Annotated in this window: 14 protein-coding genes; 2 read left to right on the top strand and 12 right to left on the bottom strand. The window is 66.6% G+C overall.

Annotated features, from left to right (window positions below; translation table 11 throughout):
- Window positions 1-47: 47 nt before the first annotated feature.
- The gene (locus tag DEF76_RS01615) at window positions 48-311 is read right to left on the bottom strand and encodes a DNA -binding domain-containing protein (RefSeq protein WP_114910833.1); all 264 of its coding nucleotides are present in this window, start codon (window positions 309-311) and stop codon (window positions 48-50) included.
- A 245-nt stretch (window positions 312-556) separates the two neighbouring features.
- On the opposite strand from DEF76_RS01615, the gene DEF76_RS01620 reads away from it, so the two are divergent.
- Complete coding sequence (locus DEF76_RS01620) at window positions 557-784, top strand: helix-turn-helix domain-containing protein (RefSeq protein WP_240319075.1); 228 nt, start codon at window positions 557-559, stop codon at window positions 782-784.
- Between the two features lie 19 nt (window positions 785-803).
- Here DEF76_RS01620 and DEF76_RS01625 read toward each other — a convergent pair whose 3' ends face one another.
- The 4 genes from DEF76_RS01625 to DEF76_RS19600 all read right to left on the bottom strand — a co-directional run bounded on the left by DEF76_RS01625 (window position 804) and on the right by DEF76_RS19600 (window position 2,828).
- The gene (locus DEF76_RS01625) at window positions 804-1,016 is read right to left on the bottom strand and encodes a helix-turn-helix domain-containing protein (RefSeq protein ID WP_114910835.1); all 213 of its coding nucleotides are present in this window, start codon (window positions 1,014-1,016) and stop codon (window positions 804-806) included.
- A 140-nt stretch (window positions 1,017-1,156) separates the two neighbouring features.
- Complete coding sequence (locus tag DEF76_RS01630) at window positions 1,157-1,483, bottom strand: DUF736 domain-containing protein (protein ID WP_114910836.1); 327 nt, start codon at window positions 1,481-1,483, stop codon at window positions 1,157-1,159.
- Between the two features lie 588 nt (window positions 1,484-2,071).
- The gene (locus tag DEF76_RS01640; protein ID WP_456303848.1) at window positions 2,072-2,713 is read right to left on the bottom strand and encodes a hypothetical protein; all 642 of its coding nucleotides are present in this window, start codon (window positions 2,711-2,713) and stop codon (window positions 2,072-2,074) included.
- Window positions 2,661-2,828, bottom strand: coding sequence for a hypothetical protein (locus tag DEF76_RS19600; RefSeq protein WP_169800938.1), 168 nt, complete (start codon window positions 2,826-2,828; stop codon window positions 2,661-2,663). The genes DEF76_RS01640 and DEF76_RS19600 overlap by 53 nt, the downstream gene beginning before the upstream one ends.
- A gap of 322 nt (window positions 2,829-3,150) precedes the next feature.
- On the opposite strand from DEF76_RS19600, the gene DEF76_RS01645 reads away from it, so the two are divergent.
- Window positions 3,151-3,360, top strand: coding sequence for a hypothetical protein (locus DEF76_RS01645; protein WP_114910838.1), 210 nt, complete (start codon window positions 3,151-3,153; stop codon window positions 3,358-3,360).
- Window positions 3,361-3,433: 73 nt separating this feature from the next.
- On the opposite strand, the gene DEF76_RS01650 is transcribed toward DEF76_RS01645, so the two are convergent.
- The 7 genes from DEF76_RS01650 to DEF76_RS01680 form a co-directional block, all read right to left on the bottom strand.
- Window positions 3,434-4,363: a DUF2493 domain-containing protein gene (locus DEF76_RS01650; protein ID WP_114913591.1), complete on the bottom strand. Its 930-nt coding sequence runs from the start codon at window positions 4,361-4,363 to the stop codon at window positions 3,434-3,436.
- A gap of 326 nt (window positions 4,364-4,689) precedes the next feature.
- The gene (locus tag DEF76_RS01655; RefSeq protein ID WP_114910839.1) at window positions 4,690-5,745 is read right to left on the bottom strand and encodes a DUF7146 domain-containing protein; all 1,056 of its coding nucleotides are present in this window, start codon (window positions 5,743-5,745) and stop codon (window positions 4,690-4,692) included.
- Window positions 5,745-10,079, bottom strand: a complete 4,335-nt coding sequence (locus DEF76_RS01660; RefSeq protein WP_114910840.1) for a strawberry notch family protein — start codon at window positions 10,077-10,079, stop codon at window positions 5,745-5,747. Before DEF76_RS01660 ends, DEF76_RS01655 begins: the two co-directional genes overlap by 1 nt.
- Window positions 10,080-10,246: 167 nt before the next feature.
- Window positions 10,247-10,738, bottom strand: a complete 492-nt coding sequence (locus tag DEF76_RS19800) for a hypothetical protein (RefSeq protein ID WP_114910841.1) — start codon at window positions 10,736-10,738, stop codon at window positions 10,247-10,249.
- On the bottom strand, window positions 10,735-11,151 hold the full coding sequence (locus DEF76_RS01670; RefSeq protein ID WP_114910842.1) for a hypothetical protein: 417 nt from the start codon (window positions 11,149-11,151) through the stop codon (window positions 10,735-10,737). Before DEF76_RS01670 ends, DEF76_RS19800 begins: the two co-directional genes overlap by 4 nt.
- Window positions 11,152-11,252: 101 nt before the next feature.
- Window positions 11,253-13,382 carry a ParB/RepB/Spo0J family partition protein gene (locus DEF76_RS01675; protein ID WP_114910843.1) on the bottom strand — a complete coding sequence of 710 codons (2,130 nt, stop codon included), beginning with the start codon at window positions 13,380-13,382 and terminating at the stop codon, window positions 11,253-11,255.
- Between the two features lie 182 nt (window positions 13,383-13,564).
- On the bottom strand, window positions 13,565-14,527 hold the full coding sequence (locus DEF76_RS01680; protein ID WP_114910844.1) for an ArdC family protein: 963 nt from the start codon (window positions 14,525-14,527) through the stop codon (window positions 13,565-13,567).
- Window positions 14,528-14,558 lie beyond the last annotated feature (31 nt).

The raw sequence follows: 14,558 nt of genomic DNA on the forward strand, positions 1-14,558 counted from the left end.
GGTTGCATCGCGTGTGGCTGCGAGCCGTGGGAGTGTGGGGTGTCGGTTCACTGCATCCTGGGTTCAAGCAAGTGCCGATAGCCCGCCTCCGTCATCCAGCGGGCCCGCGCCAGATGGCTTTCATGAACCGTTTTGGCACGGGCGGGCTCCTGGGCCGGATTGAGGCCGAAGATCACCTGGACGACTTCGCGCCAGTCAGCGCCCTCTTCCTCGGCCATCAGCAATCGAAGATAGATCGCGAGATGCTGCTCGTCATAGGCGTTCACGCGTTCGGTGTGCGGCGGCCGGTCCTGAAAAGGCACCTGAGTCATTGCGATCTACCCCCTAGAGATCAAAGCAATGTGTTAGCCATTCATTTACCGCGAATTTTTGCAAGATTTGCGCCGCGAATACTTACGCCGCGATGCTTGGGGCGCATCACGTTGCTCGCGGAAATGACAAACCGAGGCCTCCGCAGCGTCGATGAATAGCAAAGGCATGTACGAATCGGAACGATCGTTCCTGGAACGATAGTTCCTATATCGGCTCCATCATCGCCATGGATCTCAAGGAGGTCATGGCGGTCAATCTGCGTCGGTTGCGTCATGCGAAAAAGATGACGCAGGAGGAATTGGCCGAGAGGGCCGGGTTGAGCGCTCGGTACGTCGGAGGGATCGAACGCGCCGACGTCTCGGCCAGCGTCACGGTGCTCGGCCGGATCGCGGACGCGCTTGAGGTGGAAGCGCCCGAACTGGTGCGGGCAGCAGTCTCGAAGGCTCGGAAAAAGACGCCAGTAGAGCCCTAAACCTGCAAATAGCGGCCGTTCACGCCTCGCGGCGGAAGAATTCGACGGGGTCCGCCTCAAGGACCTCGGCGAGCTTTTCCAGCATGTCGACGGTTGCGGAATGCTGTTCGCGCTCAAGCATCCCAACATAGTTGCGATTGATGCCCGCACGGTCGGCAAGCTCCTCCTGCGACATGCTTTTGGCATGTCTCAGTCTTCGCAGATTCGTGGCGACGATCTCCCGCAAGCTCATGCGGTGAGATCGCCGTGCCACCTAATATACTGCCACCTAGTAAACTAGGTATTCAGCCTGTTCAAGGTTCGAGATCAGCGTTTGGGAGGTTGAAGGCGATGCCCCGCCCGGACCAGCCGGACGGGGCATTGGAGGCGGGGTCAGTCGCTCCGGCGACCGTTGGGGCGGGACCAGATCAGGCTGTAGCCCTCGCCCTCTTCGTCGTCGAACAGGTTGGCGAAGATCGGGGCGGTGAAGCTCGGATCGTCGAGCTTGAGACCCAGATAGTCGCGGCCCTCGTTGGAGCGCTTGGCCCAGGCGGCGCCGATTTCGACCCGGCCGACATAGACGCGGTGGCTGGGGCTGTTGTCGCCGGAGCGGTTGGTTTCGGGGACGATCCGGACGTTCTTGGCCTGGACCGAGAGGGTGACGATTTCGCCGGTGAATTCGTTCGAGCCGGTCTTCTTGAAGGTGCCGATGGTCGCCATTGTAGTTCTCCTTGATCTCTGTTTCCGAGCCCGCACCATTGCGGCCTCGATGGTGATCGAAGGGCCGGAGGCGATCGACGGCGCACCCCGAAGGGGCTCGACAGCAAAGGAGGGGCTTTCTTGTCTCGCGAGGAATGACGGCGCAGCCGGCAGGGGAAGAAAGTTTTGACGCCGCTGTTGCGCCATAGGCGGTCGAGGCTTCAGCCGGCCTTCGGCCAGATCAATCCATCGAAGAGGCCGTTCGGTGCGCTCGGTCTGACAGAGCTGACATCAAGGGGAACGTGGCGATTCTCGAGTCACCGCAAGTCCGGCCAGTGAATTCAACGGTGGTGTGTCCCCGTCCAGGCAACCGATGGATCTCCTGTTTCTGAAGCCAAGCTTCGGCGGCACGCCCTGCCATGCACTTCGTTGGCGCTATTCGTGAGACCTCGCCACCTCCGCCATGTCGTCTCAACGACCGCCACGACTCCCGGCACCCCGCGATGACAGGGTGCGCTTCGAAGCCAAGCCGCGCTCACTCCGTGTTCGGCGACGAGGGTGGCGAGCATACGGAATGCCTGATCCAGCCCGCCCATCGACGTGACGGTGTCAGCCCCGCGCCAAGCCCTGTCCGGCTGGTCCGGGCGCGGCCATTCCGGTGAAGCGGACGAACGCCGTGACGCTGACGGCGATCGCGCCGATGACGGCGAAGATCGTCTGCCAGGTGGGTGAAGGCATCGCCATCTGGGCGATTCCATGCGTGGCGCTGTAGCCAGCGACGGTGGCGGGCGCGACATAGAGAAGGATGATCAGGAGCCGAGCCCACGCCCATGGCACAACGGCGAGCGCAAGCTGGCCAAGGCCAAAGGTGACGCCGCCGGCTACAAGACCCACGGCAATGCCGCCGAGCACGCCGGCCCCCGTGTGAAAGGCCAAGATGCCGATCGTCAGACCGGCGAAAAACGGCAGCGCAAAGACAGCGAGGGTGAACAGCAGCCAGCAGATAAAGCCGATGCCGACGATGACGAGGAGTGGTCCGAAGATGATCATGGCGGTGTACTCCGTGAGATAAAGGTCTGACGGTCGCGCCTTCCACCACCACCACGGCGCGACCGTGAGTATAGCCGCAAACAGGCGCCAGCGGGAGCGGAAATCCCGCTGGCCCTGTGCGGTCCAGCTTGCGTGGGGATGCGCCCCTTCATCGCTGGAAGGGGTCGAATTCGTGGATGACGGCGGCGGGATCGCCGTCATATTCGGCGGCCAGCATGACGCCGAAGTTGCCAGCGTCAGCATGAAAGACGACGACGCAGACCATGAGAGTGATGGCGAGGTTCCAGCCGTTAGCGAATGCGAGGGCTTGAGACATTGATCCGGCTCCTGTGCTGAGGCGGGGACCATCCCCGCGCGACAGGCGCCCGATGTGTTCGGCCGAGGGCCGCAATCATCGCGAAGGCGGAGACAGAGCGGCGGCACGCTTCAGCGTAAGCCGACCCCTTGTGGGTTGATGGCGTCAGGCCTCTCGGGCGGACCAAGGATCAGCGCTGATAGACGCGGGGTGGCGCCCGCCGGCAGGAGCCGCCACTCAAAGGCCGTCGCGGACAATGCATGGAACCTCGTTGTCCTCACGGTGCGCTGGCCGATCGGCTAAGGTGTGCTTACGAGTCGACATGATGGTTGAGGCATGCGGCATGGCGGAATTCACGGGACGCGACCTGCATCTGGTGAAGAAGGCACTCGCCATTGCGGTACTGGCGATCGAGCGGCAGCCGGGGCCGTTTCAATCGGCGTCCGATCAGAGCGATATGAAGGTGCTGCTCGACGGCCTGATCGAGAATGATACGGAGTTGGCGCACTATGCTCGCGCGGCCCGGATCGCGGTGACGGGTGAACCGGACTGAAAGGCGGTCTTGCGGAAAGCCGGTGATCCGCCTTTGCGGTTCGACGTCAATACGTATTGAGGAAAGGCGGCGCTCACGCGCCGCCGAACTTCCAGACCGGGATGCCGAGCTTCTTCGCCTTGTCGGCGAGGTTGTCCTGGATGCCGGTGCCCGGGAAGTGCAGGACGCCGATCGGCAGGGTCTCCACCATTGCATCGTTGCGCTTGAACGGCGCGGCCTTGGCGTGCTTCGTCCAGTCGGGTTTGAAGGCGATCTGCGTGACCTTACGATTGTCGGCCCATTTGGCGGCAATCAGCTCGGCGCCCTTGGGCGATCCGCCGTGCAGCAGCACCATGTCCGGGTGCTTGGCGTGGACCTGATCGAGCTTCGCCCAGACCAGCCGGTGATCGTTGAAGTCGAGGCCGCCGGTGAGTGCGACCTTCGGACCCGGGGGGAGGAGCACCTGGTTCGCCGCGCGCTTCTTCGCCGCTAGGAAGTCGCGGCTGTCGATCATCGCGGAGGTCAGGTTGCGGTGATTGACCTTCGACCCGTTGCGCGGCCGCCAGGTTGAATGGGTGTGATGCTCGAATTGGTCGGCGGCCTGGTCGCGCATCAGCTCGAAGGCGTTGCGGCGTTCGATCAGCGTCTGACCTTCCGCCGTCAGGCGTTCCAGCTCGACGGACTTGACCTCGCTGCCATCCTGTTCCCGTTGCGCGCGTTGCTGCGCCAGCTCGTTGTCATCGAGTTCGCGTTCGATCCGGTCAATGGCGCGATGGAAGACGTTCACCGTCGACCAGAGCAGGTCCTCGAGGTCGGGTTCGAGGCGAGTGTCGGCCAGCGCCACCACGAGAGCGTCGAAGATGTCGGAGATGCTGCCTGCAAGGATGTTCGCTTCGGGAAGCGGCCTGGGGTCGGGTTCGTCGTCGAAGGGACGGTAGCCATAGAGCTGGAGTTCGTGGAGGACCTGGTCGGTCGGGGATGAGGTGTGGTGCGGCTCGAAATCGTCGTCGTGGTCGGTGGTCATCGCGGCTTTCCTTGTCGGATCGGCCGCGCCCATCGCGGCCTTCATGGCGACGAAGGCGGCGGGCGGAACGGACTTGCACCCGCAGCGCAGCGGAGGGCCGAAGCCTCGGCGGAGGACCGAAGGGGGCCGACTATTTTGTCTCGCGATGTAAAGGCGGCTCCGCCGCCGACGGAAAATAGTCGGCCCACAAGGTTGCCGGTGCGGGCCGCTTGCTGCCCGATCGCCCTCTCAGAAGGCCGTGGGTGCGGTCCTCTCCGGCGCTGAGGAAAGCATGACCGCCGCCCTACGGTGACGACGCTGGCGAACTGCCTCTCGTCCCGTTCCGGCTATGCCGCCAACTCCATGAAGCGGGCGACGTCCTGCGCGGCGATCTGCACCCGACTGGCCGCTCGAAGCGCGTCGATCCCAAGCAGGCGGAGATCCTCGTTGAAGTCGCCGAGTCGTGGCGAGATCACGATCGCCTCGATCCCGGCCTCCTGCGTCCGGTCGATCAATGTCGCCATTGCGCCGTCGCCGGCCGAATCATCGTCGCGGGCGATGTAGAGTCGCCGCAGCGTGTCCGGGAACAGGATGGCGGAGAGATGCGCCGCCGAGAGGGCTGCGACCATCGGCATGGTCGGCAAGACGCATCTGAGCGACAGCATCGTCTCGATGCCCTCGCCAGCCGCCATGACCTCGCCCGCCACGCCAAATCGAACGGCATGGCCGAGAAGGTCGCCCATCGCCCGTCTCGGCGTATCGATCGGTGCCTTGCCGAGCATCGCCTCGGTGAAGCCGCCGGGGTCGAGCCAGGTGCGGTGCGCGCCGGTGAGATGTCCCGCGAGATCGGTGACGGAGGCGATCATCGCCGGCCAGGTCTCGGTCGGGCTATGGTCGTCGGGCCGGTAGTAACAGCGCGGGTGGAAGCGCAGGCTTCCGGTTCCGTGCAAAGCCGTAATGCCGCGATTGCGGAGATACGTTTCTACGAGAGTACGAGAAATCGGCTGTGACATGGCGAACAGTCGTCGTGCCGCCTCGGGCGATCCGGTCGGGGCGCTTGGCGCGCGTGATCGGGGATGATCCGGCTCCGGTTCGGGATGCGGCAGGCTGAGGAACGAACGCGCCTCATCGGCGACATCCTTGAAGTCGACCAGGCCGCAGCTTTCCTGAATGACGTCGAGCAGGTCGCCATGCTCGCCGGTGGCGGCATCGGTCCATTTGCCGGCCGGCCCTTTCACCGACTCCTTGAGCCGGACGAACATCGAGCGGCCCGGAGTATTGCGCACGTCGCCGACCAGCCAATAGCGGCCCTCCCGCCGTCCGGCCGAAAGGTAGTGGCGGCACACCGCCTCGGCATCGCGCGCGAGACGTTGGGACAATTCGGACGCGTCATGGCGGCCCATCACGCGGCTTCCCGCTCGCCGATGCGCTCGACCGGATAGTGGTCGAGGACTTTGGCCAGCACTCCGGCGCCGGTGGCGTCGGTCGGCACAAACATGCGCAGCTTCCAGGAGATGATCTCGCTGAAGAGGCCGTAGGCGCGCAGGCGGCCGCGCATGGTGTCGGTGAAGCCCGACAGCTCGATGCGGTGAGCGCCCATGACGCGCACCCGATGGAGTTGCAGACCCTCGGCGAGGTCGAGGACTGTCCTGCCTTCCATCAGCGCTGCAAAGGCCGCGTCCGGTGTCAGGGTGGTAGCGCCGCTCAACGATGCGTTCGCTGCCCAGGCCGGAGAGACCCTGCGGCCGATGACGCGCTCGCCCGCGTCGGTCTGAAGCCGATAGACCCGTGTCGACTCGTTCGGCAGGCGCTTCCAGATCGGCAGCAGCAAGCCGGCGACGATATGGATCGTGTTGTCGGCGAATTCAGGGACCTCCGCGACTTCGCGAGCCCATACGGCGGCAAAGGCTTTCCGCTCCGCCGCCTGCCAGTGGCTCTCGTCCATCATTTTCAGCGAAGCGTGATGGTGCTCCATTGGCCGGATCAGCCGTACACGGCGTTCGATCTCGCCGTCGTCGAGCATCAAGCTCGGCGCAGGAATCTGTACTGCGGCGCGGCCCGAGCGCTCGTTCACCAGCAGCATAGCGCGGGGATCGGCGAGATGATCCAACGCCTCATCGAGCGTCACCGGGCGATTGCGCCGGCGCTCGGTGATGGTGAGCAACCGGGTCTCCGCGCCCGTCGCGGGATGGGTGTAGATTGCCCGGCGATCGGTGACGATGAAGCTTTCGGCCCGCAGTGTCTCCAGGCCGACGTCATAGACGCCGCTGGCGATGGCGCCTTCGATCTTGGCGTTCAGCAACTGCTCGAACGCAGTGAACAGCACGCCCTGCAGCTCGATGGTGAGCGCCAGGAGGCGGTTGAGGAAGGTCGTGATCGGCGGCAACTCGTCCTTGATGCCACTCGCGTCCATGAGCTTCAGGCCTGTGGCGTCCTCGAACATCTGGAGCGAGCAGCCTTCGATCTTGCCACGCACGAGCAGCATGTAGAGCTGGCGCAGCGCGTCGCGGGCGTAGTGCGATTCCAGATTGTCCTCGGGCCTGAAGAGTCCCTGGCCGCCGGTCTGGCGCTGGCCGCGGGTGATGGCGCCAAGCGTGTCGAGGCGGCGGGCGATGGTCGAGAGGAAGCGCTTCTCGGCCTTCACATCGGTGGCGATCGGCCGGAACAGCGGCGGCTGCGCCTGGTTGGTGCGATTGGTCCGCCCGAGGCCCTGGATCGCGGCGTCGGCTTTCCAGCCGGGTTCGAGTAGATAGTGGACGCGCAGCCGGCGGTTCCGCGCCGAGAGTTCGGCGTGGTAACTGCGGCCCGTCCCGCCCGCCTCCGAAAAGACCAGGACGCGCTTCAGGTCGTCCATGAAGGCGGCGGTCTCGGCGAGGTTGGCGGAGGCCGCGCGGTTCTCCACGACGAGGCGGTCACCCTTGCGCACCACGCGGCGCGAGCGTCCGGTCACTTCGGCGACGAGGTCCGTGCCGAAGCGCTGGACGATCTGGTCGAGCGCGCCGGGAACGGGCGGCAGCGAAGCTAGCCGCTCGATCAGCTCATTGCGGCGGGCGACGGCTTCGCGGCTCTCGACGAGCTGGCCGTCCCGAAAGACGGGCCGGGACGAGAGATTGCCCTCGCTGTCGGTGAACGGCTCGTAGAGTTGCACCGGGAAGGAATGAGCGAGGTAGTCGAGAACATACTCGCGCGGCGTGATGTCGACGCGGATGTCGTTCCATTCCTCGGTCGGAATCTCGGCGAGCCGGCGCTCCATCAAGGCCTCGCCGGTCGAGACGATCTGGATGACGGCGGCATGGCCGTCGGCGAGGTCTTGATCGATCCTGCGGATCAGGGTCGGCGTCTTCATCGAGGTCAGCAGATGGCCGAAGAAGCGCTGCTTGGCGCTCTCGAAAGCCGAGCGTGCGGCCGACTTCGCCTGGGCGTTCAGCGTGCCGCTTTCGCCGGTGATGTTGGCTGCCTGCATCGCCGCATCGAGGTGATTGTGGATGATCGCGAAGGCGCCGGCATAGGCGTCGTAGATGCGCCGCTGCTCGTCGGTGAGCGGGTGCTCGATCAGCTCGTATTCGACGCCGTCATAGGAGAGCGATCGGGCGGTGTAGAGCCCGAGCGACCGGAGATCCCGGGCTAGCACCTCCATGGCGGCGACACCGCCATCCTCGATCGCCTCGACGAACTCGGCGCGTGTGGCGAAGGGGAAATCCTCGCCGCCCCACAGGCCGAGCCGCTGGGCATAGGCGAGGTTGTGGACCGTGGTGGCGCCGGTCGCCGAGACATAGACGACGCGCGCGTCCGGCAGGGCGTGCTGCAGGCGCAAGCCCGCACGGCCCTGCTGCGAGGCCGCAACATCGCCCCGCTCTCCTTTGCCGCCACCGGCGTTCTGCATGGCGTGGCTCTCGTCGAAAATGATCACTCCGTCGAAATCGGAGCCCAACCATTCAACGATCTGGCGGACGCGCGAAAGCTTCTCGCCGCGGTCGTCGGACCGCAGCGTAGCGTAGGTTAAAAATAGGACGCCTTCGGACAGCCGGATCGGTTTGCCCTGGGGGAAGCGCGAGAGCGGCGTGATGAGCAGGCGCTCCATGCCAAGGGCCGACCAGTCGCGCTGGGCGTCCTCTAGCAGCTTGTCGGACTTCGAGATCCAGACCGCCTTGCGCCGGCCCTTCAGCCAGTTGTCCAGGATGATGCCGGCCGACTGGCGGCCCTTGCCGGCGCCGGTGCCGTCGCCAAGCATGAAGCCCCGGCGAAAGCGGACGGCGTTCGGCGCGTCGTCCCGCGCGGCGGTGACGAGATCGAAGGTCTCGTCCACGGTCCAGGCGCCGGCGAGATAGTCGCCATGCGCCTCGCCGGCATAGACCACGGTCTCGAGCTGGGCGTCGGACAGGAGCGCGTTGCTGACGAGATTGATCGGCAGGCGCGGCCGATAGCTCGGCTTCGGCGGCGCGACCGAGGCCATGGCGGCGGACTGCACCAGCTTGGTCGGATGCGCCCGAGCGCCCAGAATCCGGATCGATTGGAGCCGGTATTCCTCATAGATCGCATCGCTGAGGCGTGCGCCCTCGGGCGGCGTCCAGTCGATCGTCTCATAGGAAAGATCGACCGCCTCCGGATCGGCGACGGACGGCTTCACCGGCCCCGCCGCAGCAGCGCGCGCGAGATAGCCGCGGACCGTCCGCGATGCGGCGGCCGCCGACACCGGGATGGCGAGGCTCGGCGCGAGCGCCAGACGCGCCGGAACGTGCTCGGCGATCCAGCTCAGCAGCGTGGCCACGTCCGGCGCGATGCCCGGCGATTCCGGCAGGATGGCCGGGTTCTCGGCGGGCGCCTTGTCGATGACGATCAGCCGCGTGTCGATGGTCGTGCCATGCTTGGCATAGACCGCGCCGTCGATCGCGACGGTGAAGACGATGCGGCCGCGTTCCTGCAGATGGACGAAGGCGTCGCGCCAGGCCGGGGTGTCGGGTCCGAAGTTGGCGCCGGTGATCGCCACCAGCCGCCCACCATCGGCGAGGCGGGCCAGGGCCGAGGCGATGTGGCGATAGGCGGTGTCAGCCATGCGGCCCGCGACGTTGGCCATCGCCGAGAAGGGCGGGTTCATCAGGACGACGCTCGGCACCGCGGCCGGATCGAGGTGGTCGTCGATCTGGGCGGCGTCGAAGCGCGTGACGGAGACGGCCGGAAAGAGGGAGGTGAGCAGCGCCGACCGGGTCTCGGCCAGCTCGTTCAGCACGAGCGCGCCGCCAGCGATCTCGGCCAGGATAGCGAGCAGGCCGGTTCCAGCCGAAGGCTCCAGCACGCGGTCCGCAGGTCCGATGGCGGCTGCGGTCAGGGCCGCGAAGCCGAGAGGGGTCGGCGTGGAGAATTGCTGGAAGGCTTCGCTCTCGGCGGAGCGGCGGGTGTGGGTGGGAAGAAGGCCGGCGATCTTGTTCAAGGCGGAAAGCCGGGAAGCCGGAGAGTCGGCTTTGCGGAACAGCGCCTTTCCGTATTTGCGCAGGAAGAGGACGCTCGCCGCCTCGCAGGCGTCATAGGCCGTCTTCCAGTCCCAGGCGCCCGAGGCGTCGGAGGCGCCGAAAGCCGCCTCCATGGCGGCGCGCAGGATCGCTGCGTCGACCCGCTGGCCGCGCTCGAGATGTGGGAGGAACTGCTGGGCGGCGGCGATGATCGCGCCGGGGGCATCGGGACGATGGACAGGGGACTGCGGCGCGGCCTGGTCGGCCGCGATCGGAGAAAGGTCGTTCATGAAGGGAGCCTCGGGAGAGCGGGAACGGGCGAGCCGGCCGGCGCTCTCTCTCGGACCGCACCGGCTCAAACCCGTTCCGGCAGCCCTCTCCCTCTCAGCGTCGCGGCCGTGGCCTGCATAAGAAAAGGCGCCCCACCGGGTGGCGGGGTGCCGAGCTATGGCGATCATCAATAGCCGAAGGCCCAGGAGGGCCAGGCCTGGCCGTCGTCCGCAGCGGCGATCGCTTCCGCCAGGTAGCTGGCGTCGCCTTCCACGACAGCCGGATCGGCGACCGGCGTTTCGTCGATGACGGTGACGCGGGAAACCAATCCGTCCTCGACCTCGACATGGACGGGCACGCGATAGGCGAAGACGACGCGGCGGGGCTGTGTCTCCTTATCGGCGCGAGATGGCGCGCCGTCCGGATGGATGCGATCGTCGTCGAACGCGATATCCTCGACCACAGGTTCGCGGCCGTCCGGGTTGACCCGGTCGATAAAGGCGATGACGCCCTCGCGTCGCTCGTCAAACTCGACACATTCGGGGTGTGCGGTCAACGTCATGGCCGTCGTCGCAGCGATCTTGGCTTTCTCGATCGCTTCGGCGTCGGCATCCGCCTCGACCGTGACGCTGTCGTAGGCGCGCAGCCAGAAGCCGATCTTCACGACATACTCGGTCATGACGCGTCTCCCGCCGCTTGGGGATCAGGGTCGTCCGCAAGAATTGCCTCGCCTTTGGCGATCGCCGCGTCCAAGCGCTGACGCCAGAACGGACCGTCGGCCGGTTCCGCGTCCGGCGCGCGCGCGAAGACCTTGAGCAGGCCGAGCAGCACCTCGAAATGGTCGGCCCTGCGCTGGACCTGTTCGCCGAACTGCGACGGGATGCTGAGCGCCCTGCCGCGATAGGCGGCGTCGCGCCCATCCCAGATGCCGGTGACATAGGTGTCGCCGGAAGTCTCGACGTCGGATTTCTCGTCGTCCCAGCCCTCGTCCGCAATGGCGAGCGCACAGGCGGCGGCGAGGGTTTCCGCCTCGTAGCTCCGCTGCCGGTAGATCGGCAGGCGGTAGGTCGTTTCGATGGTGAATGTGGGCATCCGGCCCTCCTGAAATGCCAAGAGCCCGGCGTGCGGGCCGGGCTCTTGGGTGGATGGGATGGAGAAGGGCGCGGGACGGCCGAAGCCGCCCCGCACGCGGGCTATTCGGCCGCGATCACCTGCGGCGCGTCGGCGTCCGTTTCCTCGTCGTCGGCGAGGAATTCGGGCAGCGCCTCAACGTCGTCTTCGGCTTCGGCGGTTTCGACGGGCGCGTCGTCCGCGGTGGCGATCCGCAGCGGCTCCGGCAGCCAGCCGGTATCGGCCAGGAGCCGTTCGGCCTCCTTGGCCATGTCGCCCTTCTTCAGATGGTCGATGAGCTGCGCCGACCGTTCGCCGGCTCCTTCCTGCACCGCCTCGAGGATGCGGCGCTTGGGCACCCGGCCGAGATAATTCTCGACGGTCGGACGCCAGCCGGCCTGCACCATGTCGAGATCGACGGCCTGGGCGAGGCGATCGGCCTCGGCGATGCGCTGCTCGACCGTGTGGGACGAGACGCCCGCGCCGTAGCGGTCGCCCTTCTCGTAGAGCGCATTGACGCCGAAGGAGGCGCAATGGGCGAAGAGCGCCGCCTGCTCCTCGCCAGTGAGGGTGGTGAGCCAGTCCCAGAGATCGGCCTTGTCCTTGGGCAGCCGCTCTTCCCAGCCCTTGTGACGCGCGTCGATGGCCTTCGCCGCGGGCGTGTCCTTCAGCCCCTGTGCCTGCACCGGGAAGCTGGCGCTGCGGACCGACACTTCCATCGCCGTCCCGTAGGAGAAATAGCGGGAGAAGACGTCGAGGCAGAACTTGTGCAGCACGGCCTGGAACGCGACGGCGGGCGTGCTCGCAAGCTTGTCGCGCAGCGCCAGCGTCCGCTCTGCGGTCAGCTCGGTCACGAGGCGGTCCGGGAGCGGCTTCAGGTCCTCGTCGTCCTCATCCTCCGGTCCGGCGACCTGGCCGCCGATGGTGATGACGGCGCGCTGAACGACAGGCGCATCGGGATCGGCGCCGGTCGCCCGAGCCGTTGCGGGATCGGTGTCGCCGTCCTGCTCCGGCTCGCCCATGGGTGCTTCATCGTCCGGACGGACGTAACCACGGTCGACCGACAGCGCGCCTTCGGCATCGATGCTGACGAAGACGCCGGCGCGGGCGATGTCGGCAGGATCATAGGTGACGGGCCGATCGTCGAAGGCGGCGAGCGCCGCCTCGATCTCGCCGAGGCGTTCGTCCACTTCGTCGGGCAGCTCGTCGGCGCCGTCATACTCCTCCTCCAGCTTGGCGTATTCCGCCTTCAGCGCGTCGATCGTCGCCTGCTCCTCGCTGGAAAGGTCGGCGGCGACGCCCTCCAGTTCGCGCAGGCCATGGGTGTGGCCGTAGGGGAAATCGATGGCGGCCTCGATCCACTTCCACCCCTCGGCAGCGACCGTCTCCGCCTCGGCCTTCAGTTTCTCGGCGACCAAGCCGTCGAGCAGCGCGACCTCTTCGAGCCAGCCCCCATCGTCGGACTGGAACAGGTCGCGCAGCACCACGCCGCCGGCGGCCTCATAGGCGTCGAGGCCGACGAACGCCGCCCGCCGGTCGGAGGCGCGCACCGTCTTCTCCGTCAGCATGCGGCGGATCTGATAGGGCTCCTTCTGCCAGGAGCCGGAGATCGCCTGCCAGACCTGCTCCTGGCGGGCATGGTCGGCCGTGACGGTGAAGGCCATGAGCTGCTCGAGCGACATGCCGTCCTCGGCATAGACGTCGAGCAAGGCCGGCGCGACCGACGCCAGGCGCAGGCGCTGCTTCACGACGTTCACGCCGACAAAGAACGCCGCGGCGATGTCCTCCTCGGAGCGCCCCTTCTCGCGCAGGGCCTGGAAGGCTCGGAACTGGTCGAGCGGGTGCAGCGGCGCACGCTGGATGTTCTCGGCCAGCGAGTCGTCCTCGCCAAGGATGTCGGTCGTGGGATCGCGGACCACGCATGGGACCGGCGCGGTCTTGGCCAGACGCTTCTGCTTGACCAGCAGCTCGAGCGCCCGATAGCGCCGGCCGCCCGCCGGGATCTCGAACATGCCGGTCTCGGCGCCCTCAGCGTCGAGGATTGGCCGGACGTTCAGGCCCTGGAGCAGCGTACGCCGGGCGATGTCCTCGGCCAGCTCCTCGATCGAGACGCCGGCCTTCACACGCCGGACATTGGACTGACTCAGCACCAGCTTGTTGAAGGGAATGTCGCGCGAGGACGACAGGGTGATCTTCTGAATGGCAGTAGCCATGGGGATAGTCTCCGCGGCGGGCGGCCAAGAGACTCTCTCTCGACCTCCAACCCGCCGCGAAAACCGGCGCAGCCCTCTTCCTCTCGGAGGACCGCGCCGCAAAGCCGACGAACTGGAAAGACGCAAAGCCGGAAGCCCGCCTTCCCGCTTTTCCGGAGTTCAGGGCGTTCGCACCCCGCAGATCATGCGGCCTCCTGCGCTGTGCGGGTGGCAGCGTGAGCAGCGGCGCTCGCAGTTTCAGGCAGGAAGTCCAGTATCCAGTCTGCAGCTTTGCTAGCCTGTGAGGCGGCGCGCACCACGGCGCGGTTGTCCCCGCGCAGCACCTCGAGCCAGGAGCCGATATAATCCGCGTGGCGCACGGTCGGGGCGATGCCGAGCGAAGCGCAGCAGAAGGCGGCGTTCATCTCGGCCACCAGTTCCTCGAACGCATACTTTTTGCTGCCGAACGCGCCATCGAGATCGCGGCCGAGACGGGACGGATGGCCGCTGGCGTGCCCCAGCTCGTGCAGGGCCGTGCGGTGCCAGTTGATCGGCTCGAAATAGGCCTGCGGCGGCGGGACCATCACGAAGTCCGGGCCCGGCGCGTAGAAGGCACGGGCGCCGCCGATGCGGAAGTCGACGCCGGTCGCGCGGATCAGCGCCTCCACCCTGGGTTCGATCAGGCCCGGTGGCGGCGGTGGCGCAACGGCCGCAACCTCAGCCGGCAGGTTTTCGCATTGGGCGACGTTGAAGACGGTGAACCGCTTCAGGAACGGGATCGCGGCCGCTTCCTCGCCGGTCTCTCGCGCGCGGCGCTTCTCGTCATCCGGCACGAAGCGGTCGGCATAGACGACGGTCGTGCCGTGCTCGCCCTTGCGCACATTGCCGTCGAGTGAGAGCGCCTGGCGAAAGGTAAGCCAGCTCTGGGTGGGGAAACCGTGCTCGATCACGGCGCCCCAGAGGATCAGAACATTGATCCCGGAATACTGCCGGCCGGTGGCGGCGTTCTTCGGCATGGCGAGCGGCGCCTTCGCCGCGGCCGTTCCCCAGGGCTGGACCCAGGGCACGCGGCCGGCCTCCAGCTCGGCGATGATCTTGCCGGTGATTTCGTCATAGAGGCTCGCCCGGTCCTGGCCGGCGCGAGCGGGTGCGGTTTTTCTGGACATCGCGGATCTCCGCGACGGGCGCCGGAGGCCT

This window comes from Acidibrevibacterium fodinaquatile (genome assembly GCF_003352165.1).
GTDB lineage: Bacteria > Pseudomonadota > Alphaproteobacteria > Acetobacterales > Acetobacteraceae > Acidibrevibacterium > Acidibrevibacterium fodinaquatile.

Bases quoted from the DNA above. Each gene is read 5' to 3' on its own strand.
- DEF76_RS19600 (WP_169800938.1), bottom strand. From the start codon at position 2,828: ATGTCTCAAGCCCTCGCATTCGCTAACGGCTGGAACCTCGCCATCACT.
- DEF76_RS01620 (WP_240319075.1), top strand. From the start codon at position 557: ATGGCGGTCAATCTGCGTCGGTTGCGTCATGCGAAAAAGATGACGCAG.
- DEF76_RS01640 (WP_456303848.1), bottom strand. From the start codon at position 2,713: ATGACGGCGATCCCGCCGCCGTCATCCACGAATTCGACCCCTTCCAGC.
- DEF76_RS01670 (WP_114910842.1), bottom strand. From the start codon at position 11,151: ATGCCCACATTCACCATCGAAACGACCTACCGCCTGCCGATCTACCGG.
- DEF76_RS19800 (WP_114910841.1), bottom strand. From the start codon at position 10,738: ATGACCGAGTATGTCGTGAAGATCGGCTTCTGGCTGCGCGCCTACGAC.
- DEF76_RS01675 (WP_114910843.1), bottom strand. From the start codon at position 13,382: ATGGCTACTGCCATTCAGAAGATCACCCTGTCGTCCTCGCGCGACATT.
- DEF76_RS01650 (WP_114913591.1), bottom strand. From the start codon at position 4,363: ATGACCACCGACCACGACGACGATTTCGAGCCGCACCACACCTCATCC.
- DEF76_RS01625 (WP_114910835.1), bottom strand. From the start codon at position 1,016: ATGAGCTTGCGGGAGATCGTCGCCACGAATCTGCGAAGACTGAGACAT.
- DEF76_RS01615 (WP_114910833.1), bottom strand. From the start codon at position 311: ATGACTCAGGTGCCTTTTCAGGACCGGCCGCCGCACACCGAACGCGTG.
- DEF76_RS01660 (WP_114910840.1), bottom strand. From the start codon at position 10,079: ATGAACGACCTTTCTCCGATCGCGGCCGACCAGGCCGCGCCGCAGTCC.
- DEF76_RS01655 (WP_114910839.1), bottom strand. From the start codon at position 5,745: ATGGGCCGCCATGACGCGTCCGAATTGTCCCAACGTCTCGCGCGCGAT.
- DEF76_RS01680 (WP_114910844.1), bottom strand. From the start codon at position 14,527: ATGTCCAGAAAAACCGCACCCGCTCGCGCCGGCCAGGACCGGGCGAGC.
- DEF76_RS01630 (WP_114910836.1), bottom strand. From the start codon at position 1,483: ATGGCGACCATCGGCACCTTCAAGAAGACCGGCTCGAACGAATTCACC.
- DEF76_RS01645 (WP_114910838.1), top strand. From the start codon at position 3,151: ATGGCGGAATTCACGGGACGCGACCTGCATCTGGTGAAGAAGGCACTC.